The sequence below is a fragment of the Cupriavidus consociatus genome, assembly GCF_017814975.1.
GTDB classification, from domain to species: Bacteria; Pseudomonadota; Gammaproteobacteria; order Burkholderiales; family Burkholderiaceae; genus Cupriavidus; species Cupriavidus consociatus.
On sequence record NZ_JAGIQA010000003.1, the window covers coordinates 156685 to 182715 of the forward strand.

Here is a 26031-nt window from a genome sequence, read left to right on the forward strand (position 1 = left end):
GCACATTCGCACTTGTTCTTCTTTTCTGTGGCCTGGCTTCCGCGGCCGCACCCGTGGTGGCCCCCGCACTTGCACGTGCCGCCAATTCGGCTTCCGCGTTAACCCTGATAAGAAATCCGTGACTTTGACAGTTTGCTGACAGCCTTCCCCTCCTAGAATCTGGGCCCTGATCAGCTGGATCAGGCGACGCCGGCCAGCGACTCTCACTCTACGACAGGAGATGCAAATGGAAGACGGTGCACGCGAACGGATCCCGGCCACGCTGATCCCCGGTGACGGGATCGGTCCCGAAGTAGTGGACGCCACCGTCAGGGTACTGGACGCGCTCGGTGCCCCGTTCGCCTGGGACATCCGGCGCGCAGGCATGGCCGGCGTCGAATACAGCGGCGAGCCCATGCCGGAAGACACGCTCGACAGCATCCGCCGCACCGGCCTTGCGCTGAAGGGGCCGCTGACCACCCCGGTGGGCGGTGGCTTCCGCTCAGTCAATGTGCGCCTGCGCGAAGCGTTCAACCTTTACGCCAATGTGCGCCCGGTGCGAACGATCGTCCCCGGCCGCTTCGACAACATCGACCTGGTGCTGGTGCGCGAGAACGTCGGCGGCTTCTACGTGGCGCACGACTACTACATCCCGGTCGGCGACGACCCGCATGCGGTGGCGGTGTCCACGGGCACCAACACGCGCGACGCCTGCCGCCGCATTGCCCGCTTTGCGTTCGAGTACGCCGTCACGAACGGCCGCAAGAAGATCACGGTAGTGCACAAGGCCAATATCCTGAAGGCGCTCACCGGCATCTTCCTGGAAGCGGCGCGGGAAGTCGCCAGCGACTACGCCGGCCGCGTCGAGATGGACGACATCATCGTAGACGCCTGCGCGATGCAGCTGGTGCTCAATCCGTGGCGCTTCGACATGCTGCTCTGTACCAACCTGTTCGGCGACATCCTGTCGGACCAGATCGCCGGCCTGGTAGGCGGGCTCGGCATGGCACCGGGCGCCAACATCGGCGACGACGTGGCGATCTTCGAAGCAGTCCACGGCTCGGCACCCGACATCGCGGGCAAGGGCATTGCCAACCCGATCTCGCTGATGCTGGCGGCGGGGCTGATGCTTGACCACGTCGGACGCCAGGACCTTGCCACGCGGCTGCGCTCGGCCATCGAGCTCACCGTCAGGGAAGACCAGGTGAAGACCGGCGACCTGCATGGCTCGGCATCTACGCTGCAGTTCGCGGACGCGGTAGTGAAACGCATCGCTTCCGCCGGCTGACTTCCCGCCCCGGCAGCACGCGGCATCCCCTGCGGAACGCGACAAGCCGCCAGCGCGGCGGCCCGCGTTCAGGACTGCCATCCTCCAGGGTCATTTCATGCTCCGGCACGCACTGCCGCGCCGGCGGGATGACCGCGCCCTGAACTTAGTGCGCCAGTCAGGCGCACGCACGTCCGTCCAGCCACCCACGCGGCCTGGCCGGCAAAGAGATATAGAAGACGATGTTGACCCTGCTCGCCTATTCGATGGTGGTCGTGTTCATGGCACTGATCATGACCAAGCGGCTCTCCGCCATGGTGGCGCTGATCCTCGTCCCGATTGCGTTCGGCGCGATCGGCGGCTTTGGCCCGGAGCTCGGCCCGATGATGCTGGATGGAGTCAAGAAGCTGGCGCCGACCGGCGTGATGCTGATGTTCGCCATCCTGTATTTCGGCGTGATGATCGATGCCGGCCTGTTCGATCCGGTGGTGCGCTGCATCCTCAAGATGGTAGGCGGCGATCCGGTCAAGATCATTATTGGCACCTTCATGCTGGCCGTGCTGGTGTCGCTCGACGGCGACGGCTCGACCACCTATATGATCACCTGCGCCGCCATGCTGCCGCTCTACAAGCGGCTGGGCATCAGCCGGCTGGTGCTGGCCTGCGTGATCATGATGGCAGGCGGGCTGATGAACATCCTGCCCTGGGGCGGCCCGACCGCGCGTGCCGCCAGCGCACTGGGCGTGGACGTGGGCGCGCTTTTCGTGCCGATGATCCTGCCGATGATTGTCACCGGCATGTGGGGTCTGTTCGTGGCCTTCCTGCTCGGCCGCCGCGAACGCGACCGGCTCGGCAGCATCGCGCTGATGAGCGCCGGGACCGCTCCGCCGGTTCATTCGGTGACTTCGGTTCATTCGGGCACTTCGGTTGATTCGGGTCCTGCGGGTCATGACATGCAGGAGCCTGGCGCCGGCGATCCGCAGATCGCCAGGCCGAACCTGCTGTGGTTCAACTTCCTGCTGACCATCGGCCTGATGGCGCTGCTGATCCTCGGCATCTTTCCCCTGCCTGCGCTGTTTATCGTGGCCAGCGCCATCGCGCTGATGTTCAACTACCCGACCCTGCACGAACAGAAGGAGCGAATCGCCGCGCATGCGGCCAACGTCGTGCCGGTGGTGTCGCTGATCTTCGCCGCCGGCATCTTCGTCGGCATCCTGTCGGGCACGAAGATGGTTGACGCGATCGCAAACAGCGTCATCGGCGCGGTGCCGGACTGGATGGGCCCGTACATGGCTGTCGTGACCGGCGTGCTGAGCATTCCGTTCACGTTCTTCATCTCGAACGACGCCTTTTACTTCGGCATCCTGCCGATCCTGGCCAAAGCCGCCGCCGTCTATGGCATCAGTGCCGCCGAGATCGGCCGCGCATCGCTGATCGGCCAGCAGGTCCACCTGTTGAGCCCGCTGGTCGCATCGACCTATCTGCTGGTCGGCCTGGCCGAGGTCGAGTTTGGCGATCACCAGCGCTACACCTTGCTATGGGCGCTGTCGGCTGCGGCAGTCATGATGTTGGCCACCGTTGCCTTCGGCGTGATCCCCGTTATTGGCCAGGCGGCCTGAGACAAAGCGCGCATGGACGAGGCCATCCGCACCATTCCCTGTGCCATTCCCTGTGCCGCTGGGCTTGACGAGAACGCGTTCGCTGCGCTGCTCGAAACCTGCTTCCGACGAAGCACGCAAAGGTTCCGTTATGCCGCAGACATTTCTACCTTCTCCCGCTACGTTTCTTAAATGAAACTTAGAACAGTGCTGTAATGAACTGTGAGGGAAGGCCGTGTACGATCGTGACTTGCTCTTTGCCGCACTTGGGGTGATTGTGTTCCTGGGCTACCTGTTTTTCGGTGGTGTGCCGCTCTATGAGAAGGTGACTGCCGGCATCAATGCCATCAGTGCCGTCGTCCAGTCAGCAAATCAAGCAGGCGAAGACCGCGCCGGACGCGTGCGCTAGTCCCGGATATTGGCGCAAGGGGCCTGGCTGTGCAAATGCATGCCAGGTCCTTGTTTTTTTGGAAAACCTGGTCTCGCGAATTCCGATCGCAGGCGCTACGGTGTGCGGCGGTAGGCGTTGGGCGTGCTGCCGGTCCAGTGCCGGAACGCCCGGTGGAAGGCTGTGGGATTGTCGAAGCCCACGTCGAAGGCAATAGCCGTGATCGCGTCATTGGAGCGCGTCAGGCGCTGGATGGCGATGTCGCGCCGCACGCTGTCCTTGATCGCCTGGAAGGTGGTGCCTTCCGCCGACAGCCGGCGGCACAGGGTGCGCACGGAGCAGTGCAGCGCCGCGGCCACGGCTTCGATGGTCGGCGCTACGGGCAGGCAATCCGCCACGTACTGCCTGACGCGATGGCAGGTCATGGGCTCGGCGAACGTGACGAAGATCCAGTCCTCGGGCGCGCGTGCGAGGAATTTCTCCAGGTCGGCCTTGCGTTGCCGCACCGGCATGTCGAGGAATGACGCGTCGAAGACAATGCCGCCGCGCTCGCCGCCGAAATGCACCGGGCCGGGAAACAGGTAGAGATGGTCACCGGCCCGCGCGGGCCGCCCCGACGGCAGTTGCACCGCCTCCAGCGGGATCTTGTGGCGGATCAGCCATGACGCCACGCCATGCACCAGCTTCAGCATCAGCTCGCGCGCCATCGGGCTCACGGCCGGCCCCGCCGCGGCCTCCACCAGTTCCACATGCGCGGCGTTTCCTTCGCGCCGCGACTCCACGCGGAATTCGTCCAGCAGCAGGCGGAAGAATTGGCCGAAGCGATGCAGCGCCACTTCGAGCCGTGGCGCATCCAGCAAGCTCAGGCACAGGTACTTGAGCGTGCCGTTGCGCAGCGGACGGCTGAAGATGCCGGGCATCTCGTCGTCGAGCTCGTGCGCCAGCAGCCGGTACAAGGTCGAGAACTGCTCCTGCGTCACGCGCGCCGCGGGCTCGTCCATCAGCTCCGCGGCAATGCCCGAGCGCGCCGCCAGCTGCGCGATCAAGGCGGGATCGGCACCGGGCAGGAAGCCGTGGACGAAGGAAACCGGGACGGTGGGAGACAGGAAATTCACTGGAAAACCGGCATCGGATGCCGCGGATGGGAACGAAAATACGGCGCTTCTGCGCCATCGCTCCGACACTGTGCAACGTTGCCCCGGCCGCGCACATCGTGTTTTCCCTGACTGTCCCGAAATGTCAAGCGATCGTCCCGGATCGTCAAATTGATTCATGCCGTTCGCCGATACTTCGGGACATCCGAATGACGATGAAAACAGGCTGACGGACCGCGAACCAGCAGGTTCTGGCTGGACCGCTTGCCGACTACACCCAGGAGCAATAGCATGCAATTCCTCGACGATTCCCTGCATCCCGAGAACATGGACAAGGTCGTTATCACCGTGGCCCCCTATGGCCCGGAGTGGATGCCCGAGGATTTCCCGGAAGATATTCCGGTCACCATGGAAGAGCAGGTGCAGAAGGCCGTGGACTGCTACAACGCCGGCGCCACCGTGCTGCACCTGCATGTGCGCGAACTGGACGGCAAGGGTTCCAAGCGCCTGTCGAAGTTCAACGAACTGATCGCCGGCGTGCGCGCCGCGGTGCCCGACATGATCATCCAGGTGGGCGGCTCGATCTCGTTCGCCCCGGAAAGCGATGGCGAAGCCGCCAAGTGGCTGTCGGACGACACCCGCCACATGCTGGCCGAACTGACACCGAAGCCCGACCAGGTGACCGTGGCGATCAACACCACGCAGATGAACATCATGGAGCTGCTGTACCCCGAATACCTGAAGGGTACGTCGCTCGAGAATCCGGCCTACCAGGCGGCCTACAGCGAGATGACCGTGCCGGCCGGCCCGCAATGGGTGGCCGAGCACCTGCGCCGCCTGTCGGCGGCCGGCATCCAGCCGCACTTCCAGCTCACCGGCATCCACGCGCTGGAAACGCTGGAGCGCCTGGTCCGCAACGGCACCTACATGGGCCCGCTGAACCTGACCTGGATCGGCATCGGCGGCGGCTTCGACGGCCCCAACCCGTTCAATTTCTTCAACTTCATCCATCGTGCGCCGGATGGCTGCACCCTGACCGCGGAATCGCTGCTGAAGAACGTGCTGCCGTTCAACATGATGGCGATGTCCATGGGCCTGCACCCGCGCTGCGGCATCGAGGACACCATCATCGACCAGCACGGCAACCGCATGACGTCGGTGCAGCAGATCGAGCAGTGCGTGCGCGTGGCCAGGGAACTCGGCCGCGAGATCGCCTCGGGCAAGGAAGCGCGGGAGATCTACCGCATCGGCACGTGGTACGACAGCGCCGAGGAAACCCTGGCGGCGCACGGCATGGCGCCCAACCGCAAGGCCGGGCAGAAGAACCTGCCGCAGCGCGCAGCCTGACGCGCATCGCCTGGCCGCGGGCGTCCCGCTCCGGCCGGGCGTTCGCCGCCCGCGCACCTAGCAAACCACGACACCGCTGAAGTCATGACTCCTGCCCCCGCCGCCAATCCGTGCCTCAACATCTGCCGCCTCGACGTGGCCGGCAAGTATTGCCAGGGCTGCGGCAGGACACCACTGGAAATCGGCACCTGGGACCGCATGACCGAGGCCTGGCGCGCCGAGGTGCTGGCCGAGCTGCCGGCCCGCCAGCCCTGGCGCCGCGCGCAAGCCGCGTCCGCGCCCTGATTCCCCCTCGCCCGCCGCAGGCACGCACGCGCCGGCGGGCGTCATCAAGCTGCTGCCATGAACAACCCCACGACGCTTACGGTCGATGCCTACTTCGACCTGATCTGCCCCTGGTGCATGATCGGCAAGAAGCACCTGGAAACCGCCATCGAATGGCTTGCCCGGGAGCACCCGAACGTTGCCGTCCGGGTGGCCTGGCACTCCTACCCGCTGATCCCGACCACGCCACCTGAAGGCCGGCCTTACCGCGAGTTCTACCTGGCACGGCTGGGAGGACCCGAGGCCCTGGCAGCGCGGCAGGCGCAAGTCTGCGCCGCGGCACGCGAAGCCGGCATCACGCTGGCGCTGGACCGCATCGAGACCTTTCCCAGCACGCTGCTGGCCCACCGGCTGGTACGCCACGCGGTGAATCAAGCCGGCCCCGATACCGCTTCGGCACTGCTGGACGAGCTGTTCACGCGCTACTTCGTCGGCGCCGAGAACATCGGCGACCCGCAGGTCCTGCGGCGCGCGGCGGCAGCGTGCGGCATCGCCTTGCCTGACGCAAGCGCCAATGACGGCCCGCCTGACCTTGACTGGCTGCCGCCGCTCCACGATCCGGAGCAGCGGGCGCTGCGCGCCGGCTTCGGCGTGCCGCATGTGGTTTTCAACGGCACGCACAGCGTGTCGGGCGCCCGGCCGCCGATGGTGCTGGTCGAAGCCATGCAGCGGGCCCTTGCGCGCGCGAAGCAGCGCGCCACCCTGGCTGCCGGCTGAACCTGCCCGCGCCGGTACACGAACCGGCGCGCGCCACCGATCTCTTCAACCTGATCCCATGACTATCCCGGCGAGAAGGCTGGCATGGGCCAGTTCCATCACATATCTTTAAACGGAGACAACCATGCCAACCCGCCCCACCCTGTTCCGTCCCCGCCACGCGGCGGTTGCCGCCATGCTCGCGCTGGCGATGCCGGCTGCGATGGCCTGGACCAGCAAGCCCGTGCGCATGCTGGTGCCGGCGCCTGCCGGCGGCACCATGGACGTGATCGCACGCCTGCTGGCCGACCAGCTTTCGGCCGATCTCGGCACGCCCGTGGTGGTCGACAACAAGCCAGGCGCCGGCGGCGGCATCGCGATCAGCGCGATGCTGGCCGCGCCGCCCGACGGCCAGACCATCATGGTGGCCGCGAGCAACGTGCTGACCGAAGTGCCGCACGTGCTGAAGACCCCCTACAACACCATGAAGGACATCCGGCCGCTGGCCGCGGTGGCGCGGTCGCGGCTGCTGCTGGTGGGCTCGCCCACACTGCCCGCCAAGGACTTCACCGGCCTGGTGAGCTACGCGCGTGCCAATCCCGGCAAGTTGAGCTTCGCTTCCTACAGCGCCGGCACGGCGTCGCACTACGCGGGCGTGATCGTGAACCAGAAGGCCGGCATGGACCTGCAGCACGTGCCGTTCGCCGGCTCGGCGCCGGCGCTGGCCCAGGTGATGGGCGGCCAGATCGCCGTGATGTACGACGGCATGGTGACATCGCTGCCGATGATCAAGGCCGGCAAGCTGCAGCCATACGCCGTGGCGTCGAAGAACCGCTCGCCGCTGCTGCCGCAGGTGCCGACCTTCGCGGAACTGGGCTATCCCGACGTGGAATTCAGCAACTGGGTCGGCGTGCTCGCCTCCGCGCGCGTGCCGGTCGAACTGGCGCAGAAGATCCAGACCGCCACCTACAAGGCCGCGGCGACGCCCAAGATGCAGGAACGGATGCAGGCGCTGAGCTACGAGCCGATGGCGGCGCAGTCGTTGCAGCAGCTCGGGCAGTCGCTGCACGACGAGTTCGAGCGCAATGGGGCGATTGTGAAGGCGTTCAATATCCAGCCTTGACCTTGCCTGGCAGCGCCTCGCGCCTCCTTCGGGAGGCGTTCTTCATTGCGTTTCGCAAGGTCTTCACAGTCCAATCGGTCGCCTGCGCCCTGGCCAGCCATGCACCAGGAACCGGGAGAAACGCTGTACCACCAGTCCCAGGGCGCTGCCAGTGAGGCTGCGCTAGGAAAACTTGCGGATCAGCTGTCGCAAGCGATCGCAGGCAGCCGGAACCTGTTGTTCAATCGCTGTGGCGACACCAAGAAGCAGGCCAGACCGCTGCGTGGCGGCAGAGCAATACCAGCCGGATAACGGTGCGGGCGCCAGCCCGTAGGCATAGGCTTCCCGAGCGATCCGCTTGTCGTCGGCGCCGTCCGGCAGCCTCGCCACGACGGCAAGGCCCGCCGGATAGGCGTGGAATCCCCGGACACCGAGCGCTGCCAGAAGCGCATCGCTCCGGGCTGCATAAATGCGTTTCATACGACGCAGATGCCGCATATAGTGCCCATCCCGCATGAACTCGGCCGTCGCCCTCTGCACCGCGGGGCCGGGCGCGGAAGCAAGGCAGGCGACGACTTCTTCGAAGCGCGACACCAGGCCGGTCGGCACGACGACGAAGCCGAGCCGCAGCGTCGGGCTGAGCGTCTTGCTGAAAGACCCTATGTGGATGACCCGTCCCGCCCGATCCTGTGATGCCAGTGCGGGAGCCGCCCGGCGCCTGAGCTGGAGTTCGCCGAGGTAGTCGTCTTCGATGATCCAGGCACCCGCGCGGTTTGCCCATTCGAGGAGTTGCACGCGACGACCGAGCGATAGCGTCGGACCCAGGGGCGCCTGTTGTCCTGTGGTGACCAGGGCCACCGCGGCATCCGGTGCATGCTCTTCGCCATAGCTGACGTCGATGCCATCTTCGTCGACCGGGACGGGAACCGTCGTGAGCTGGCACAGTGCCATGGCCCTGCGGCTGGGCAGGAATCCCGGGTTCTCGACCCAGGCTTTTCGGCCTTCCGCCTGAATCACCCGCAGCGCGACACCGAGCGCCCCCGAAAAGCCGGCGGTAATGAAGACCTGCGAGAGCTGGCATTCAATACCCCGTGACAAGGCCAGGTGCGCCGCGATTTCCCGCCGCAGTTCATGTTCGCCGCGCGGATCCGGGTAGGCCGCTGGCGCCTCCACCTCATCACGTGCCGCACGCGATCGCAGCCTTGCGAACAAGGTGGCCGGGAAGCAGTCCGATGCCGGCACGCCCATCTGAAAGACCGCGGGGCCGGGCAGGAAGTGCTGGTACAACTCCGAGCGCAGATCCGTCTCGACCGAGCGCGCCGGTACCGCGACGGGCCTTGCGACCGCGGTATGGTCGGAAACCCTGGTCCCGCCGGCACGCGACGAAACGACCAGTTGCGCATCGGTCAGCCGCTCGTACGCGGTCTTGACGGTGCCTCGCGACACGCCAAGCTGCGCGGCAAGGTCTATCCACGACGGCAATCGGGCACCCGGAACGAGTACGCCACTCTCGATAGCACCGGTAATACCAAGCCGTATCTGATCTGCCAGTGAAGTCTTGGACGCACGGTCCAGTTTCAGGCCCAGGATCTTCGTCATCGCCGCTGGTGCATTCAGAAATTGCGTTTTTGGTTCTTTTTTGTGAACCAGGTGGAGCGCATGATTCTAGCCTCCAAGGAGCCAATCATGAAACTGCAACGCATTCTTCTCTCCCTGCTGGCAGCGACGGGGATAGCCTTCACCGGGGTCGCCGCGGCTCACGGTACTGGCGACACGGTCAAGCCGAATTTTTCAAGGGAGATTCCGAATATCCCGGGCAAGTCGCTCATTGCCGTGGAGGTTCTCTATCCGCCTGGCGGCGCTTCGCTGCCGCATACCCATGCCAAGTCGTCGTTCATCTATGCATACGTTGTCTCGGGCAGCATCGCGAGCAAGGTGAATGACGAGCCGGAACGTGTGTACAAGGCGGGGGAGAGCTTCTTCGAGACGCCCGGCTCCCGCCATCCGGTGAGCCGCAATGCGAGCAAGACCAAGCCGGCAAAGCTGCTGGCCGTGTTCGTAGTCGACTCGGCCGACAAGGCACTGACGATCAACGACCACTAGGAGTTTGAAATGAGACTGGATTACACCAAGGCATCGCCGGGCGGTGTCAAGGCATTTGGCGCCGTGTACGGCTATGTCATGCAATCAGGCCTTGAAGACGTGCTCGTCGAACTGGTCTATCTGCGCGTGAGCCAGATCAACGGGTGCGCATATTGCCTCGACATGCATACGCGTGACCTTGCCAAGAAGGGCGTCACGCCTGCAAAGCTCGCGCTCGTGCAAGCCTGGCATGAAGCAGGTCCATTGTTCAGTGACCGCGAGAAAGCCGCGCTCGCATGGGCCGAGTCGGTCACCCTGGTGGCGGACACACATGTGCCCGAGGAGGACTTCAAAGCCGCGGCCGCGGTGTTCAGCGAGAAGGAACTCGCTGACCTGACCATGGCGATCAGCCTGATGAACGCTTATAACCGGCTTGCCATCAGCTTCCGCCGCGCACCGGATTCCGCGTTGGCTTCGAAGACCGAGGCCTGACGTCCTTCCGGCATTGAATAAAAAAAAGCGCCAGTCCCCGCCTGAGGACTGGCGCCAAGCTCCTTACCTTCCCTCTCAGGCTACGTCTTCCCGCAGCTGCTTCTTGTTGATCTTGCCGACGCTGGTCTTCGGGATCGCCTCGACGAACGTGATGCGGTCGGCTTCGGGCACTGCGTACTTGCTGATACGCTGCGATTCGACGTGTCCCAGCAGGTGCCCGCGGACCTGTTCCGCATCCACGTTGGCGCCCGGCTTGCGCACCACGAATGCCATCGGCCGTTCACCCCACCTGGCATCGGGGACACCGATCACCGCGCATTCGAGCACGCCGGGCACTTCAGTGATCAGGTTCTCCACCTCGATCGACGACACCCACTCGCCGCCGGTCTTGATCACGTCCTTGATGCGGTCGACGATCTGCACGAAGCCGTCCTGTCCCATCACCGCGACGTCCTGCGTGTGCAGGTAGCCGCCGGCCCACAGGTCTTCCGATGCCGCCGGCTTGCCGAAATACGCCTTGGTCAGGAACGGCGCGCGCAGCACGATCTCGCCGCGGCTCTTGCCGTCGCGCGGCAGGTCCTCCATGTCTTCGCTGACGATGCGGTAGTCCACCAGCGTCACCGGACGGCCGGTGGAGCAACGCATGCGGACTTCCTCGGCTCGGTCCTTCGGCACGCAGCCGGGCGGCAGCTGCGCCAGCGACACGATCGGGCCGGTCTCCGACATGCCGTAGCCGGCGAAGATGTCGATGCCGCGAGCCAGCGCCGCCTCGCACAGCGCGGGCGGCAGCGCCGAGCCACCGATGATGATCTTCCACCCGGACAGGTCCGGCTTGCCGTCGGCGCAGGCCTGCAGCAGCATCTGCAGGATCGTCGGCACGCAGTGCGAGAACGTGACCTTCTCGGTGTCGCGCAACTTCAGCAGCTGGTCGGGCACGTAGCGGCCCGGCAGCACCGTGCGCAGCCCCAGCATCACGGCAACATACGGAATGCCCCACGCCAGAACGTGGAACATCGGCGTGATCGGCATGTAGACATCCTCGCGATGCATGCGCTGCCCTTCGCGCGGCGAGCACAGGCTCGTCGCCGATGCCAGCGTGTGCAGCACGATCTCGCGGTGGCTGTAGCAGACGCCCTTCGGATCGCCGGTAGTGCCGGTGGTATAGAAGGTGGCCGCCTTGGTGTTCTCGTCGAAGTCCGCGAACTCGAAGTCTGCCGGCGCCTGCGCCAGCAGCGCTTCGTACTCGCCGGCGAACGGCACGCTGGACTTGGGCACGTCCTGGCCATCGGCCAGCAGCACGAAGCGCGGGTTGCCGGTGAGCTGCGGGCGGATCTGCTCGATCACCGGCAGGAAGTCCGGGTGCACCAGCACGATCGCGGCGCCGGCATCGTTGAGCGTGTACAGGATCTGCTGGGGCGACAGCCGCACATTGACGGTGAACAGCGTCGCTCCCATCATCGGCACGCCGAAATAGCATTCCAGGTAGCGGTGGCTGTCCCAGTCCATCACGGCCACGGTGCTGCCGTGGCGGATGTCCAGCGCAGCCAGCGCCGAGGCCAGCTTGCCGATGCGGTGGCGGAAATCGCGGAAGGTGTAGCGCATCTCGCCGCGGTAGCTGATCTCCTGGTCGCCGTAGAGGCTCAGGGCATTGGTCAGCAGCTGCTTGACCAGCAGCGGATAGGCGTAGGCCGACTTGGCCGGTGTGATCAGGTTGTCTTGCATGTTCATTTGCTCGAATCCAGGGTTCAGTACGGCCTGGTGCCGATGATGCCGGCCCGCTCCATCTTGCGGTGGCACGGCGGATAATCCATCACCGCGTAATGCTGCGTCGCGGTGTTGTCCCAGATCGCCATGCTGTCGGGCGCCCAGCGCCAGCGGACCTGATACTCGGGGATATAGGCCTGGCTCACCAGGTAGCGCAGCAGGTCGGCGGCGCCCGGATTGGCGTCCTGCCCGAAGCGCACGCGCGCGGCGGTGTGGTAGTTGGTGAAGTGCGTGGTAAAGGCGTTGACGTAAAGCACCTTCTCGCCGGTGTCCGGGTGCGTGCGCACGACCGGATGCTCGGCATCGGGATACTGCGCCTTCAGCGCCAGGCGCTTCTCGATCGGCATGGCCGCGCCGAAGCTGGCTTCGATGCTGTGGCGCGCGCGCAGGTCGGCGATCTCTGCCTTGACGTGGTCGGGCAGCCGTTCGTAGGCCAGCGCCATGTTCGCCCACATGGTGTCGCCGCCCACCGGCGGGCATTCCACGCAGCGCAGCACCGCGCCGAACTGCGGCGCCTCGCGCCACGTGGTGTCGGAGTGCCAGGCGTTCTCGTAGCGGTCGTTCGGCTGGTCGGGCGTCTTGTAGATGCGCACCAGGCCCGGGTGTTCCGGATCGCTGCCGGCCACCGGATGATCCTCCAGTTCGCCGAAGCGGCTGGCGAAGGCAACATGCTCGGCCCGGCTGAGCTTCTGGTCACGCAGGAACAGCACGCGGTGCTGCAGCAGCAATGCGCGGATCTCGGCGAACAAGGCGTCGTCGCGCACGGCATCGGCCAGGTTGACGCCGCTCAGTTCGGCGCCCAGCGCGCAAGTGAGTTGTTGGACTCGCATGGCATTGGCTCCTCAGATGACAAAGATCGACGAACCGGTGGTCTTGCGCGACTCCAGGTCGTGGTGCGCCTGCACCGCGTCTTCGAGCGCGTAGCGCTGGTTGATCTCGATCCGGATGCGGCCCGAGCCGACGTGATCGAACAGTTCCCCGGCCAGCTGTGCCTTCTCTGCCGGATCGAAGATGTAGTCGGCCAGTGCCGGCCGGGTCAGGAACAGCGAACCCTTCATGGCCAGCAGCACCGGGTCGAACGGCGGGATCGGGCCGGAGGCGGTGCCGACGCAGACCATGGTGCCGCGGCGCCGCAGCGAATCCAGCGATGCCGCGAAGGTGCTCTTGCCGACGCTGTCGAACACCACCGACACGCCGACGCCGTCGGTCAGTTCGCGCACGCGCTTGGCCACGTCTTCATGGCTGTAGTTGATGATGTGGTCGCAGCCATGGGCGCGCGCCACTTCGGCCTTGGCCTCGCTCGACACCGTGCCGATCACGGTAAGGCCCAGCAGCTTGGCCCATTGCGAGACGATCAGTCCGACGCCGCCGGCCGCGGCATGCAGCAGGATGGCGTCGCCGGCCTTGAACGCATGGATGCGGCGCATCAGGTACGCTGAGGTCAGGCCGCGCATGGTCATTGCCGCCGCGGTCTCGAAGCCGATGGTATCCGGCAGGCGGATCAGCGGTGCCGCCGGCACCAGGCGCTCGGTGCTGTAGGCGCCCAGCGTGTTGATGAAGCCCGTATACGTGACGCGATCCCCCACGGCGACGTTGGTCACGCCCGGACCGATGGCCTGGACCACGCCCGCGGCCTCGACGCCCATGCCGGACGGCAGCGGCACCGGGTAGGTGCCATTGCGGAAGTAGGTGTCCGCGTAGTTCAGGCCCACCGCCACGTGGCGGATGCGCACCTGCCCTGCGCCGGGCTCTCCCACCGACGCGTCTTCATAACGCAATACCTCGGGGCCGCCAGTCTCATACATGCGGACGATCTTTGCCATGCACTTGTCTCCTTGGATCACTGCGGCACCGGTGTGTGCCGCGCATGCATGCAATGTAGGTCGCAGCGGCCCCGTTGGCTTTGCAATAGGCTCCAGCGGCTTTGCATTTCATGCCAAGCCCGCCTATCATGCCGCTGCAAAGACAATGCGGCGGCCTTACCGAGGGCCAGCCGCCATAAGCGGGAGACAACCTTGGACACCCTGGTACGTGCGGCTGCACTGACCAACTTCTTTGAAGTGGCCGGCGCGCTCGGCCTCAATACGCAGCCCTTGCTGCGCACCGCCAGGCTCAGCCGGGCGCTGCTGGCGGAGCCGGACCAGCGCATCCCGGTGGGCGCCTGCGCCACGCTGCTGGAAGCCGCCGCCAAGGCCGCGGACTGCCCGACCTTTGGCCTGCGCATGGCGGAATCACGGCAGCTGTCGGACTTTGGCGTGATGAGCCTGCTGATCAGCCAGCAGCCCACGCTGCGCGCCGCGCTCGCCACGATCATCCGCTACCGGCACCTGGTCAACGAATCGGTGTCGATCCTGCTGGAAGAGGCTGGCGGCGCGGTCATCATCCGCCAGGAAATCGTGCTTGACCAGCCTTCGCGCCAGGGCACCGAACTGGCGCTGGGCGTGGTGTTCCGCCTGTGCCGGGCCTTGCTCGGCTCGCACTGGCGCCCGCTGAGCATCAACTTCACGCACGCGGCGCCAGATGACCTGCGGGTCCACCGGCGCATCTTCGGCTGCCCGCTTGAGTTCGACAGCGAATTCAACGGCATCGTGTGCCGGGCAGCCGACCTCGACGCGCCCAACCCGACTGGCGATCCGGCCATGGCGCGCTATGCCCAGCAGTTTGTCGACACGCTGCCGCGCTTCAACGCGCCGAGCATCGGCCGGGACGTACGCAATGCCGTCTACCTGATGCTGCCGATGGGCCGCGCCACCTCTGAAGGCGTGGCCCAGGGACTGGGACTCAGCCTGCGCACCATGCAGCGCCAGCTCGATGAAGCCGGTGAAACCTTCACCGACATCCTCAACGAGGTACGGCGCGAACTGGCGCTGCGCTATGTGGAGAACCCGCATTACGCGATGTTGCGGGTGGCGGAACTGCTGGGCTACAGCTCGGCCAGCACGTTCACGCGCTGGTTCTCGATCCAGTTCGGTGAACCGCCGCTGGCATGGCGCCGGCGGCACGCAAACGGCAACACAAGCGCTGCTGGCGCTGAAGCCGTGCAACGATGAGCGGCCAGCCCTTAGAAGGCCCTCGGCTTGCATTTCGCGACACTTGGATAACGTAACGCGATGTCTTACTACCTGCGCAGCGCCAGCCTTACCAACTATGTCGAAGTGGCTCGTGCCGTTGGCCTCGATCCACACCAGCAGATGCGCGCGGCCAAGATCAGCCGCGACGTGCTGCTCGATCCCGATATCCGCATTCCCGCCGCGCTGGTGGGACGCCTGCTGGATTCCTCCGCACGTGCCGCGCAGGTGGACGATTTCGGCCTGCGCATGGCGGAGCTGCGCCAGTTCTCGAACCTCGGGCCGCTGGCCTTCGTGGTGCGCGAGCAGCCCACACTGCGCCGCGCGCTGGAGTCCATGGTGCGATACATGGGCCTGCAGAACGAATCACTGGCCATGCGCCTGGAGGAATCCGAAGGACTGGTCATCATCCGGCTCCAGGTCCTGAGCGAGGAGTCCGGCGTGCTGCGCCAGGCCACCGACCTCGCCGTGGGCGTGATGTTCCGCATGCTGAGCCTGTTCCTGGGCACCTCGTGGCGCCCGCGCAGCATCTGCTTTACCCACGCGGCACCCGCGAGCGCGGCGACCTGCATGCGCGTGTTCGGCATCGACCCGCTGTTCAACCAGGACTTCGACGGCATCGTCTGCGTCGCCGCCGACCTCGAGGCCCCGCTGCCCTCCTACGACCCGGCGATGGCCGGCCAGGTCAAGCGCTACCTCGGCAGCCTGCTGGCCCAGGCCAATGCGACCGCGCCGGACAAGGTGCGCAAGCTGGTCTACGTGCTGCTGCCAACCGGCATGTGCTCGGTCGACCGGGTGGCCCAGCACCTGGGGGTGGACCGGCGCACCATCCACCGCCGCCTGGCGCGCGACCAGACCAGCTATTCCGAGATCCTGAACCAGGTACGTGCGGGGCTGGTGGTGGGCTATATCGAGAACCCCGACAGGCCGTTGTCGGAGGTGGCGACGCTGCTGGGATTTACTTCACTGAGCACGTTTTCGCGCTGGTTCAGCGGCGAGTTTGGCTGCAGCGTGTCGAAGTGGCGGTCGCAACAGGCCCAGCGGGCGTAGGCGCGGGACCGGCAACCGGATCATGCACCACGCCGGGCCGCCTCGATTTTTGCGATATCGATTTTCCGCATCGTCATCATGGCGTCGAACGCGCGCTTGGCGGCCGCGCGATCGGGATCGGTGTACGCCGCGGTGAGCGCGCGCGGGGTGATCTGCCACGACACTCCCCAGCGGTCCTTGCACCAGCCGCACTCGCTTTCCTGGCCGCCATTGCCGACGATCGCATTCCACAAGCGGTCGGTCTCGGCCTGGTCATCCGTCGCGATCTGAAATGAGAAGGCCTCGCTGTGCTTGAAATGGGGACCGCCGTTCAGGCCAATGCAGGGAATGCCGGCGACGGTGAACTCGACTGTCAGGACATCGCCCTCCTTGCCATCGGGATAATCGCCGGGGGCGCGATGCACGGCCGTGACAGCGCTGTCGGGAAAGGTCTCGGCATAGAAGTTCGCGGCGTCAAGGGCGTCGCGGTTGTACCACAAACAGATCGTATTCTTGCTCGGCATGTTGTGTCTCCTGGAAGGGTGAGCACGGGGCATCCGTGGTCATCGAACACTCAAGAGCGCCGGCCGGACACGGTATGCCGGTCGTCCGCCTCAGGCGTCGATATTAGACCTATCTCGCCGCATCCCCAACATGCCGTGAACGCCACAAGCAGGCCCTAGCGTCCCTGCACCGCCTCGCGCTTCACGCACTTCGGATTGATCTGCCTGGCATCGAGGCGGCGGAAAACCAGTCCCGACAGTACCGTAACCAGGCCCATGCCGAGGAAGGCGAGCCGGTAGGCCGGCGCCGCCGTGCCCAGCTTGGCCGAGAACACGCTGACGAGTCCGCCGCCGATCGTCACGCCCAGTCCGATCGCCAGCATCTGCACCATCGAGAACAGGCTGTTGCCGCTGCCGGCGTCCTCGCGCGACAGGCCCTTCAGCGTGACACTGTTCATCGCGGCGAACTGCATCGAATTGGCGCAGCCGAAGACCGACAGTTGCAGCATCGACAGCGCCAGCGGCCAGCCCGGCGACATGGCCGCGAACGATGCAATGGACACGCCGACGATCCACGTGTTGACCAGCAGGAACATGTCGTACCCGAACCGGTTCACCAGCGGCACGATCCAGCGCTTGGAAATCGTGCCCGCGATGGCGATCGGCAGCAGCATCAGGCCCGAATGAAATGGCGAATAGCCGAGCTGCAACTGGAACAGCAACGGCAGCAGGAACGGAACGGCGCCCGAGCCGATCCGGCACACCAGGTTGCCGATCAGGCCGACGCTGAAGTTCGGTTCGCGGAACAGCGCCAGCCGGAACAGCGGCTCGGCGTGCCGCCTGGCATGCGGAATATAGAGCAGTCCGCTGCCAATGCTGACAGCGGCCAGCAACGCGCTCCACGGGCTATGCGCGCCGTTCTCGAGCGCCAGCGAGAACGTGACCATGCACAGCGACAGCAGCCCGCAGCCGATCCAGTCGAATGGCGGCGCCGTGCCCGCCTCACCCCGCGGCAGATAGCGGCGCACCGCGAACAGGCCCACCATCCCCACCGGCACGTTGATCAGGAAGATCCAGTGCCACGAGGCGCCCTGCACCAGCCATCCACCCAGGACCGGCCCGAAGATCGGCCCGACCTGGCCGGCAATGGAGACGAAGGCCAGCGCCGCGATGTACTGCTCGCCCGGGACATTGCGCAACACGGCCAGGCGGCCGATCGGCAGCAGCATCGATCCGCCGATGCCCTGCAGCACGCGCGCGATCACCAATTGCGAGAGCGTCGAGGCGGCGGCACAGAACACCGAGCCGAGCACGAAGATCAGGATGGCGCTGAAATAGACGCGCCGCGTGCCAAACTTGTCCGCCAGCCAGCCCGAGGCCGGCGTCAGCATCGCCATGGTCAGGGTATAGGCCACTACCACCGGTTTCAGGTCGAGCGGACTCTCGCCGAGACTGTGCGCCATCGAGGGCAGCGCGGTATTGACGATCGTGGTGTCCAGCGTCTGCATGAAGAAACCGGCAAAGACGATCCATAGCATGGCCTTGCGGGAAAAATCCTGGCCGGCGGCGGGGGCTGAGACGGTATGCATGAGGGGGTCTTCGGTGAGGCGTGGCCGGAGAACTCCGGACAGCTGCCTGGATGCTACGCAGGGGCCGCCTCATCGGGAACCCGTCTGGTCTTATTGACTGTCATCGGAAAATCCGATGACAATGCCGCGATGCTCAATCCCGTATGGATCCAGACCTTCGCCACGGTTGCCACGGCGCGCAGCTTCACGGACGCCGGACGCCTGCTCGGCCTGTCGCAGTCATCGGTCAGCGATCACATCCGCCGGCTGGAACAGAGCGTGAACCGGCGGCTGTTCGTGCGCGACACGCACTCCCTGTCGCTGACGCCCGACGGCGAGGCGCTGCTGGTTCATGCGCGGCTGATCCTCGAATCGCTGGCGCGCGCCGAGGCGCAGTTCAGCGGTCCGCGGCTGCAGGGCCGGGTCCGGCTGGGTACCTCCGAAGACCTGGCGCAGGGGCCGCTTCCCAACCTGCTGGCGGCGTTCCGGGCCACGCACCCGGATGTCGAGCTCGAGATCACGATCGCCATGACCAGCAAGCTGTACGAGGGCATCGAGGCCGGCACGCTCGACCTGATCGTCGGCAAGCGCCGCGAAGGCGAGCGCCGGGGCGTGCCGCTGTTCCTGGGCCAGCTTGAATGGCTGGCGCGGCCCGGCACCGTGGTCGACGTGGGCCAGCCCCTGCCGCTGATCCTCGTCAACGAGCCCAGCGTGACCCGCTCGGTAGTGCTGGACACGCTGGCCAAGGCCGGCTGGCGCTGGCGGGTGGCCTGCACCAGCAGCAGTCATTCGGGCTGCATAGCGGCGGCGCGCGGCGGACTCGGGATTACGGTACGGGCGCAGAACCTGACCGGCGGCGGGCTGGTGCCCCCGGTCAACGTCGATGCCCTGCCGCCGCTGCCCGGCATCGAATTCATCACGCTGGCGGCGCGGCGGCTGACGCGCCCTGCCGAGACGCTGCAGCAGCTGATCCGCAAGAGCGACCTGCGCGCGGGGCGGGTGGACTGAACGCCATGGCGTTCAGTCCGAGCGACCATGCCGCAGCACCCTGCCGGCGTGCGCATCGACCGTCCCGCCGTTCCGGCAGGCAAGCCTGCCATTGACGAACACCGCAAGAATGCCGGTACTGACTGCAGTCGGGTTCTCGTAAGTCGCCGCTCCGCTGACGGTCTCTTCATCGAATACGACGACGTCGGCGTGCGCGTTCTCCGCGAGCACCCCCCGCCCTGCCAGGCCAAAACGCCCTGCACTCAATCCGGTCATCTTGTGGACCGCCAGTTCCAGCGCAAGGATGCGCCTTTCGCGCACATAGTGCCCCAGCACCCTCGGAAACGTGCCCCACAGACGCGGGTGCGGGCTCACGTCATGCGCCAGCCCATCGGACCCGACCATGGTCAGCGGATGCTGCAGGATGCGGCTGACGTCGTCCTCGCTCATCGCGAAGTAGATCGCGCCGGCCGGCTGCAGCGTCTGCGCCAGTTCTTCAGGCGTCACGCCGCGCTCGCGTGCGAGGGCAAACAACGAGCGTCCTGCGGCGGCTGGATCCGCCTTCGACCAGGTTACCCGCACATCGTCCGACTGCGCCACGCGGCCGGGCAGCAGCATGGTGGACGAGGCATTGTAGGGATAGCAGTCCAGGCACACCGGCTGGCTGCGCGACGCGTTTTCGATCAGCGCCAGCGTCTCCACCGAACGTCCATGGTTGGCCTTGCCGACCAGCTTGTGGTGCGACAGCACGGTGTCGATGCCAAGGGCGCGTCCGATCAGCAGCGCCTCGCGCAGGGCGCTGTCGATGGCATCGCCCTCGTCGCGGATATGCATGGTGATGATGCCCCGGGCGTTCGTCAGCGGCGCGCCCACCGCGATGACCTCGTCAGTGCTGGCGGCCTGTGCCGGCGGGTAATAGAGCCCGGTAGACATGCCAATGGCGCCGGCCTCCAGCGCCATGGACAGGTCCAGTGCCATCAGCCGCGCTTCATCCGCGCTCGCGGCGCGGTCCAGACGGTCCATGCGCCGCACGCGCAGCGTGGTGTGGCCCACCAGGCAGGCGGCATTCACCGCCGGGCCGGACTGCTCCAGCGCATCCAGGTAATCGCCGAAGCGGCCGTAGCGCCAGGCGTCGGCTCCCAGCAGATCAAGGGGCGCCGGCGGCGCGGCCACGGCATGCAGCGGAGCCAGGCTGATGCCGCAATTGCCTGTGATGACCGTCGTCACGCCTTGCGACAGCTTGGGATGCGGGCCTGCGGGGGCATCGAGCAGCAGCCGGTCGTCGTGCGTGTGGACATCGATGAAGCCGGGGGCAACGATGCGGCCCCGCGCATCGAAGCGCTCTTTGGCAGGCACACCCGAAAGATCTCCGAGCCCGGCGATGCGGCCCTGGACGATGCCGACATCCGCCTGCCGGCGCGGTGCGCCAGTCCCGTCGATCACCGTGCCGCCTTCGATGATGAGATCCAGCATGGTTTTCATTCAGTCGCCCCGCTCGTCATTGGCTTTCATTGCTGCGCGAAGAAGTCGGAGATCTGCCGGATATCCCTGGTCCTGGTCAACGCCAGCATCAGCAGGATCCGCGCCTTGGCCGCCGTCAGCGCGCCGGCCGCCATGCTCCCCGAGACCTTCGGCGTCACGATGCCGCTTACCACGCGCGAGCCGCGCACGATCGGGATGCCTTTGCCGCCGAACTCACGGATCAGCGCTTCGTGATCCGGGCTGGCATTGCCGTTGCCGGTGAAGCCGATGACCACGCCCTGCGCGCCCTCGTTCACCGCATCGCGCACCAGTTGCATTTCCTGCCCCTGGTAGCGGTACACCAGCTCGACACGCGGCAGCCTGGTGACGCCCGAGACGTCGAAGTACAGCTCGCCCTTGGCGCGCGCCGGCTCGTAGTAGTAGATCACCCGCTCCCCTGCCACGGCACCGAGGTAGCCTTGCTCGACGGAGCCCATGGCATCAACATTGAGCGTGTTCATCTTGGTGACGTACCGCGCCGCACTGATGCGGTCGTTCATCACCACCATGACGCCACGGTCGCGCGAATCCCGGTCGGCGGCCACCATGACGGCATCGAGAAGGTTCACCGGTCCGTCCGCGCTGAGCGACGTTGCGGGGCGCATCGAACCCGTCACGACGACGGGCTTGCTGGACCGCGTGGCCAGGCTCAGGAAATAGGCTGTTTCCTCCATCGTGTCCGTGCCGTGCGTGACCACGACACCGGCGACGTCCGGCTCCGCCAGCACCGCATTGACCCGCTTCGCGAGGTTGAGGATGTTCTCGCTGGTGATGACGTTGCTGCCGACATTGACGATCTGCTCGGCCCGCACGTTGGCGTAGTTGTGGATCTGGGGCACCGCCTTCAGCAGGCTGTCGACGCCAGCCAGCTGGCCGCTGTAGTTGGCCATGTCGGTCGGCGAGCGTGTCGAACTCACAATGGTGCCGCCGGTGGCAAGGATGACCACGCCTGGCCTGGGCGCGGCGCCGGCCGGCTGCTGCGATTCCTTTGCCGGCTGGGCGGCGGCGGGAAGAATGAACATGTTTGTCACGGCGAACCACGCCAGCAGTGCGCGAAATGAGGTCTTCATGATTTCCAGTCGGTTGGGAGGGTCGGTGCTCAGTCCACTTGCGCACCGGAGCGCTGCACTACGCTGGCCCAGAGCGGGGTTTCGCGCGCGACGCGTTCGGTCAGCCGCTCGGGCGCGCCGGTCAGTGTCTCGAAGCCGATGGCGGCATACCTTTCACGGACAGACGGCTTCGCCAGCACGGTGTTGATGACGCTGTTCAGCTGCGCGACGATGGCCCTTGGCGTCTGGGCGGGTGCGACAATGCCGCCCCAGGCCACGATGTCGTAGCCCGGCACGCCCGATTCGGCGATCGTCGGCGTCTCCGGAAACAGGCGGCTGCGTTGCGCGCCAGTCACGGCCAGCACCGTGAGCCGCCCAGCCTTGATATGCGGCGAGATTGAACTGAGGTTGTCGAACATCAGGTCCACCTGCCCGCCCATCAGGTCCTGGATGGCTTGCGGGCTGCCGCGATACGGCACATGCGTCATCGAGCTGCCGGTCATGGCCTTGAACAGTTCCCCGCTCAGGTGTCCGGTCGTGCCGTTACCGGCGGAGCCCATGGTGAGCATGCCAGGCTTCGACTTCGCCAGTGCGATGAGTCCCTTGACATTGCTCACGCCAAGATCCTTGCGCACCACCAGCGCGTTCTGGACATAGCCGAGCAGCGCGACCGGCACGAGCTGCCGGTCCGGGTCATAGGGCAGCTTCCTGAACAGGGCCTTGTTGATGGCCAGCGTGCCCACGTTGCCATAGCCGATGGTGTAGCCGTCCGGCGCGGCATTGACCAGGTCGACCATGCCCACGTTGCCCGCGCCGCCAGGTTTGTTGTCCACGATGAAAGACTGGCCCAGTGAAACGGACAGTTCTTCCGTCAGCAGACGACAGATGGCATCGGGCGATCCGCCCGCGGCCGACGGCACCACCAGCCTGACCGGGCGGCCGGGCCAGCCGGCGGCACGCGGCAGCCCGGAAATGCCAAGGGACGCCGCCGCGATGCCGAGCTTCAGCACCTCGCGGCGGGTTAGTTGTTTCATGGGCATCGACTCACTTCTCCTCGTTGGAATCACTGGGTGTGTTCAGCCGGATGGTAGAAGGGGTGTCGGGGTTGGACAAACCACATTTACTGCGGCTGGCATGAGGAATCCTCATGACCGGGCAGGTAATTCCCCTGTATCCTGAGCCTTCATCACGGGCTTGCCCCCGCTTTTCTCATGAACCTTCACGTACGCGCCCCATCGACGATGTCGTTGCTGTGCCTGGAAGCCAGTGCGCGCCTGCATTCCTTCACGGCAGCCGCGAAGGAGCTGCAGCTGACGCAGGGAGCCGTGAGCCGGCAGATCCAGACGCTGGAAGACCGGCTCGGCGTGAGGCTCTTTACGCGCACGCGCGAAGCGCTGGTCCTGACGGATGCCGGGCGCTACTACCTGGGAGAGATCGGGCCGCTGCTGCAGAAGCTCGAGCGTGCCACTGCCAGCGTGATGGCGCTCAAGGGCCGGGGGGGTGCGCTTTCGTTGTCGGTCGGGGCCTCGGTGGGCACGTATTGGCTGATTCCGCGTTTGCCCGCCTTTACACGCGCGCATGGCGAAATCACGCTCAACCTCGGCACGCGCGTGGGCCCTGTCGATTTCCGCACCACGGCTGTCGACGCATCCCTGGAATTCGGCGATGGCCAGCGCGCGGGCCTGCACAACGAGTTTGTATTGCCGCTGATGCTTTCGCCCTATGCCGCGCCGGCGTGGATCGCCAGCAACGGGAAGGCGGTCGACGCCGATACGCCCCGCGCGTCCCTGATCCACCATCAGACCTTGCCCGACGCATGGGACGAATGGTTCCGGCTGGATGGCATCGCCGGCGAAGCCGGCCGGGAAGGCCCCCGCTATGAAATCATGTCGATGGCGCTGAATGCTGCCGTAGCCGGCATGGGCGTGGCGCTGCTGCCGCCGTATATGGCGGACGACATGGTGGCACTGGGGCGGCTGAGGCGCCTGTCGCGCCGCAAATGGCGCTATGCCAAGGGCTATTACCTGGTCTATCCGGAAGAGTCCGCGGCGCTGCAAGCGCTGCAGGTGTTCAGGGAGTGGCTGCAGGAACAGGCATCGGAGAGCGCGTAGCTGCCCGTTCCGCGGCGTTGCCGCCTTTGAAATGCCCGGTCTATTCCCGCCACTGTGGCCGACGCTTTTCCACGAACGCCGCAATCCCCTCCTTTGCGTCGTCGGTCGCGGCCACCTGGCAGAACGTATCCACGGCGTACGAGACCCCGCGGCGGTAATCGCTGTCCGCGGCACGGTGGAACGCCGCGCGGCCGATCGTCATCGCCGAGCGTGACTTCGACGCGAGCGTCCTTGCCAGGCGGCGCGCCTCGGCCAGGACCTCGTCGTCGGGCACCAGGCGGTTGACCAGGTGCAGCGCCTGCGCCTCGGCGGCATCGAAAGTGCGCCCCGTGAACAGCAGGTCGAACGCAACATGCCGGCCGACAATGCGCGGCAGATGGGTGAAGTGAATGGCGGGCAGCATGCCGACATCGATCTCCGGATAGCCGAAGCTCGCGCTCCCTGCGGCAACGATCAGGTCGCAGGATATGGCCACGGTCATGCCGCCCCCCCGCGCCGCGCCGGCCACCGCCGCGATCGAGGGCTTGCCCAGCTGGTATTGCGCATCGCTCAGCCGCACATAGAGCTTGTCGAGCAACGCATGGATGTCGGCCGCGCAGGCGCCCTGCAGCGCGCTGATATCGAGCCCGGCGCAGAAGCGGCCCGGCGCCTTGCTGGCGATGATGACGGCACGCGCGGAATCGTCAGCGGCGGCGCGCTGCAATGCCTGGATCAAGGCATCGACCATCGGGATGGTCAGGGCATTGACGGGGGCGTTGTCCAGCAGGATTTCGGCGACGTGGTCGCTTACGGTGTAGGTGACGAGTGACATGGTGAAGTTGGTGAGAGTGAACAGCCGATTCAGGCGGCGCGGGCTTGCGCCACGCCGATGCCGATCGTGCCATCGTCGGCGAGGCGACGGACTTGTTCGGCCGAGAAGCCTGCTTCATGCAGGATTTCACCGCTATGTTCGCCCAGCAGCGGCGCGGGCCGGTGCGCCGCACGCGGCCCTTGCCGGAAGCGTACCGGCAGCCCGACGTTGCTGACCATCCCCAGCACCGGGTGGTCGGACTCGACGATCAGTTGCCGCGCCTGCACCTGCGGATGGGCCAACGCCTGGTCCAGCGTCTGGATCGGCGAGCATGGCACGCCGGCCTGGCGCAACCGGTCCAGCCAGAAGGCTGTCGTATCCCTGCCGATGCGGTCCTGCACCAGTGCCACCGTGCGCGTGAAGTGCCTGACCCGGCTGGCGTTGGTGGCAAAGTCCGGATGGTCCACCCACTGGTCGAGTCCTGCCACGGCACAAAAGCGCCGCCACTGCGCGTCGTTGCCGACGCCGAGCATCAGCGGGCCATCGGCGGCCTCGAAGGCCTGGTATGGCGACATCGACGGATGGGCCGTTCCCATTTTCTGCGGCACCTGCCCCGTGCGCCAGTAGTTTTGCGCCATATAGCCCATGAAGCCGAGCGCCGTTTCCATCAGCGCCACTTCAAGGTAGACGCCTTTGCCGGTCGACTGGCGCTCGATCAGCGCGGCCAGGATGCCGCTGAAAGCATGCATGCCGGTGCCCAGGTCGACCGGCGAGAAGCTCGCCCGTGCAAAGCTGCCGCCGGGCTCGCCCATGGTGCTGATCATGCCGCTGAAGGCCTGCAGCATGACGTCGTAGCCCGGCTCCTGCCCGAGCGGACCATCGCGGCCGTAGCCCGAGATCTCGCAGTAGATGAGCCGCGGGTTGAGCGCATGCAGCGTGTCGTAGTCCACGCCAAGCCTGGCCGCGGTGCCGCCGCCGAAGCCCTGCAGCACGACATCCGCCTGCGCCGCGAGGCGCTGCACGACCTGCTGCCCGGCACTGGTCTTCAGGTCGACCGCGATGCTGCGCTTGTTGTGGTTGACGGACAGGAACACCGCCGACTGGCCCGCCTCCTGCGGCAGCCAGGCGCGGGTGTCGTCGCCCTGGCCCGGGGGTTCTACCTTGATGACATCGGCACCCAGCTCGCCGAGATACTGGCCGCAAAGCGGCCCGGCCAGGACCTTGCTCAGGTCCAGCACGCGAATGCCTTTCAGTGGTTGCATTGTCAGGTCC

The 26031-nt window shown here is 66.1% G+C and carries 25 protein-coding genes; 13 read left to right on the forward strand and 12 right to left on the reverse strand.

Annotated elements, in window-relative coordinates; all coding sequences use genetic code 11:
• Nucleotides 1-226 precede the first annotated feature (226 nt).
• The 3 genes from J8I82_RS05845 (at nt 227) to J8I82_RS05855 (ending at nt 3253) form a co-directional block, all read left to right on the forward strand.
• Nucleotides 227-1267 carry an isocitrate/isopropylmalate dehydrogenase family protein gene (locus J8I82_RS05845; protein ID WP_209755268.1) on the forward strand — a complete coding sequence of 347 codons (1041 nt, stop codon included), beginning with the start codon at nt 227-229 and terminating at the stop codon, nt 1265-1267.
• Between the two features lie 221 nt (nt 1268-1488).
• Complete coding sequence (locus J8I82_RS05850; RefSeq protein WP_209755270.1) at nt 1489-2865, forward strand: CitMHS family transporter; 1377 nt, start codon at nt 1489-1491, stop codon at nt 2863-2865.
• Nucleotides 2866-3079: 214 nt separating this feature from the next.
• Nucleotides 3080-3253, forward strand: coding sequence for a hypothetical protein (locus J8I82_RS05855; protein ID WP_209755272.1), 174 nt, complete (start codon nt 3080-3082; stop codon nt 3251-3253).
• A gap of 95 nt (nt 3254-3348) precedes the next feature.
• On the opposite strand, the gene J8I82_RS05860 is transcribed toward J8I82_RS05855, so the two are convergent.
• Nucleotides 3349-4347: an AraC family transcriptional regulator gene (locus J8I82_RS05860; RefSeq protein WP_284182958.1), complete on the reverse strand. Its 999-nt coding sequence runs from the start codon at nt 4345-4347 to the stop codon at nt 3349-3351.
• Between the two features lie 270 nt (nt 4348-4617).
• Between J8I82_RS05860 and J8I82_RS05865 the strand changes: the two genes are divergently transcribed.
• From J8I82_RS05865 to J8I82_RS05880, 4 genes are all read left to right on the forward strand, one after another.
• Complete coding sequence (locus J8I82_RS05865) at nt 4618-5673, forward strand: beta-keto acid cleavage family enzyme (protein ID WP_209755276.1); 1056 nt, start codon at nt 4618-4620, stop codon at nt 5671-5673.
• 84 nt (nt 5674-5757) lie between these two features.
• Nucleotides 5758-5958 (forward strand): DUF1289 domain-containing protein, encoded by a 201-nt coding sequence (locus J8I82_RS05870; RefSeq protein ID WP_209755278.1) that lies wholly within the window; start codon nt 5758-5760, stop codon nt 5956-5958.
• Between the two features lie 57 nt (nt 5959-6015).
• Complete coding sequence (locus J8I82_RS05875; protein WP_209755280.1) at nt 6016-6714, forward strand: DsbA family oxidoreductase; 699 nt, start codon at nt 6016-6018, stop codon at nt 6712-6714.
• Between the two features lie 124 nt (nt 6715-6838).
• The gene (locus J8I82_RS05880; protein WP_209755282.1) at nt 6839-7816 is read left to right on the forward strand and encodes a tripartite tricarboxylate transporter substrate binding protein; all 978 of its coding nucleotides are present in this window, start codon (nt 6839-6841) and stop codon (nt 7814-7816) included.
• A 162-nt stretch (nt 7817-7978) separates the two neighbouring features.
• Here the strand turns inward: J8I82_RS05880 and pdxR are convergent, their stop codons facing one another.
• Nucleotides 7979-9394 (reverse strand): MocR-like pyridoxine biosynthesis transcription factor PdxR, encoded by a 1416-nt coding sequence (gene pdxR, locus J8I82_RS05885; protein ID WP_209755284.1) that lies wholly within the window; start codon nt 9392-9394, stop codon nt 7979-7981.
• An 87-nt stretch (nt 9395-9481) separates the two neighbouring features.
• Here pdxR and J8I82_RS05890 point away from each other — a divergent pair, with 87 nt between their 5' ends.
• The gene (locus J8I82_RS05890; protein WP_209755285.1) at nt 9482-9898 is read left to right on the forward strand and encodes a cupin domain-containing protein; all 417 of its coding nucleotides are present in this window, start codon (nt 9482-9484) and stop codon (nt 9896-9898) included.
• A 9-nt stretch (nt 9899-9907) separates the two neighbouring features.
• Complete coding sequence (locus tag J8I82_RS05895) at nt 9908-10369, forward strand: carboxymuconolactone decarboxylase family protein (protein ID WP_209755286.1); 462 nt, start codon at nt 9908-9910, stop codon at nt 10367-10369.
• Nucleotides 10370-10444: 75 nt separating this feature from the next.
• On the opposite strand, the gene J8I82_RS05900 is transcribed toward J8I82_RS05895, so the two are convergent.
• Genes J8I82_RS05900 through J8I82_RS05910 form a run of 3 tightly spaced genes read right to left on the reverse strand, consistent with a single transcriptional unit; the run spans nt 10445 to nt 13956 of the window.
• Nucleotides 10445-12091 (reverse strand): fatty acid--CoA ligase, encoded by a 1647-nt coding sequence (locus J8I82_RS05900; RefSeq protein ID WP_209755579.1) that lies wholly within the window; start codon nt 12089-12091, stop codon nt 10445-10447.
• Nucleotides 12092-12114: 23 nt separating this feature from the next.
• Nucleotides 12115-12963, reverse strand: coding sequence for a TauD/TfdA dioxygenase family protein (locus J8I82_RS05905; protein ID WP_209755287.1), 849 nt, complete (start codon nt 12961-12963; stop codon nt 12115-12117).
• A gap of 12 nt (nt 12964-12975) precedes the next feature.
• Nucleotides 12976-13956, reverse strand: coding sequence for a quinone oxidoreductase family protein (locus tag J8I82_RS05910; RefSeq protein WP_209755288.1), 981 nt, complete (start codon nt 13954-13956; stop codon nt 12976-12978).
• Between the two features lie 192 nt (nt 13957-14148).
• Between J8I82_RS05910 and J8I82_RS05915 the strand changes: the two genes are divergently transcribed.
• Together J8I82_RS05915 and J8I82_RS05920 are read left to right on the forward strand one after the other, a co-directional pair.
• Entirely contained in the window at nt 14149-15183 is a 1035-nt protein-coding gene (locus J8I82_RS05915) for an AraC family transcriptional regulator (protein WP_209755289.1), read from the forward strand.
• A 60-nt stretch (nt 15184-15243) separates the two neighbouring features.
• Nucleotides 15244-16251: an AraC family transcriptional regulator gene (locus J8I82_RS05920; protein ID WP_209755290.1), complete on the forward strand. Its 1008-nt coding sequence runs from the start codon at nt 15244-15246 to the stop codon at nt 16249-16251.
• 20 nt (nt 16252-16271) lie between these two features.
• Here the strand turns inward: J8I82_RS05920 and J8I82_RS05925 are convergent, their stop codons facing one another.
• Entirely contained in the window at nt 16272-16754 is a 483-nt protein-coding gene (locus J8I82_RS05925; protein ID WP_209755292.1) for a VOC family protein, read from the reverse strand.
• Between the two features lie 155 nt (nt 16755-16909).
• Entirely contained in the window at nt 16910-18322 is a 1413-nt protein-coding gene (gene mdtD, locus J8I82_RS05930) for a multidrug transporter subunit MdtD (RefSeq protein WP_209755294.1), read from the reverse strand.
• Nucleotides 18323-18451: 129 nt separating this feature from the next.
• Here mdtD and J8I82_RS05935 point away from each other — a divergent pair, with 129 nt between their 5' ends.
• The gene (locus J8I82_RS05935) at nt 18452-19309 is read left to right on the forward strand and encodes a LysR family transcriptional regulator (RefSeq protein ID WP_209755297.1); all 858 of its coding nucleotides are present in this window, start codon (nt 18452-18454) and stop codon (nt 19307-19309) included.
• 12 nt (nt 19310-19321) lie between these two features.
• On the opposite strand, the gene J8I82_RS05940 is transcribed toward J8I82_RS05935, so the two are convergent.
• From J8I82_RS05940 to J8I82_RS05950, 3 genes are read right to left on the reverse strand one after another with little or no spacing between them, the layout of a single operon-like run.
• Nucleotides 19322-20770 (reverse strand): N-acyl-D-amino-acid deacylase family protein, encoded by a 1449-nt coding sequence (locus tag J8I82_RS05940; protein WP_209755299.1) that lies wholly within the window; start codon nt 20768-20770, stop codon nt 19322-19324.
• A gap of 26 nt (nt 20771-20796) precedes the next feature.
• Entirely contained in the window at nt 20797-21879 is a 1083-nt protein-coding gene (locus J8I82_RS05945) for an asparaginase (RefSeq protein ID WP_209755301.1), read from the reverse strand.
• Nucleotides 21880-21908: 29 nt separating this feature from the next.
• Nucleotides 21909-22892 carry a Bug family tripartite tricarboxylate transporter substrate binding protein gene (locus J8I82_RS05950; protein WP_336620891.1) on the reverse strand — a complete coding sequence of 328 codons (984 nt, stop codon included), beginning with the start codon at nt 22890-22892 and terminating at the stop codon, nt 21909-21911.
• A gap of 177 nt (nt 22893-23069) precedes the next feature.
• On the opposite strand from J8I82_RS05950, the gene J8I82_RS05955 reads away from it, so the two are divergent.
• Nucleotides 23070-23969, forward strand: a complete 900-nt coding sequence (locus tag J8I82_RS05955) for a LysR substrate-binding domain-containing protein (RefSeq protein ID WP_245179468.1) — start codon at nt 23070-23072, stop codon at nt 23967-23969.
• A gap of 40 nt (nt 23970-24009) precedes the next feature.
• Here the strand turns inward: J8I82_RS05955 and J8I82_RS05960 are convergent, their stop codons facing one another.
• Complete coding sequence (locus tag J8I82_RS05960) at nt 24010-24780, reverse strand: enoyl-CoA hydratase/isomerase family protein (RefSeq protein ID WP_209755305.1); 771 nt, start codon at nt 24778-24780, stop codon at nt 24010-24012.
• Nucleotides 24781-24809: 29 nt separating this feature from the next.
• The gene (locus J8I82_RS05965) at nt 24810-26021 is read right to left on the reverse strand and encodes a CaiB/BaiF CoA transferase family protein (protein WP_209755307.1); all 1212 of its coding nucleotides are present in this window, start codon (nt 26019-26021) and stop codon (nt 24810-24812) included.
• Nucleotides 26022-26031: the final 10 nt, after the last annotated feature.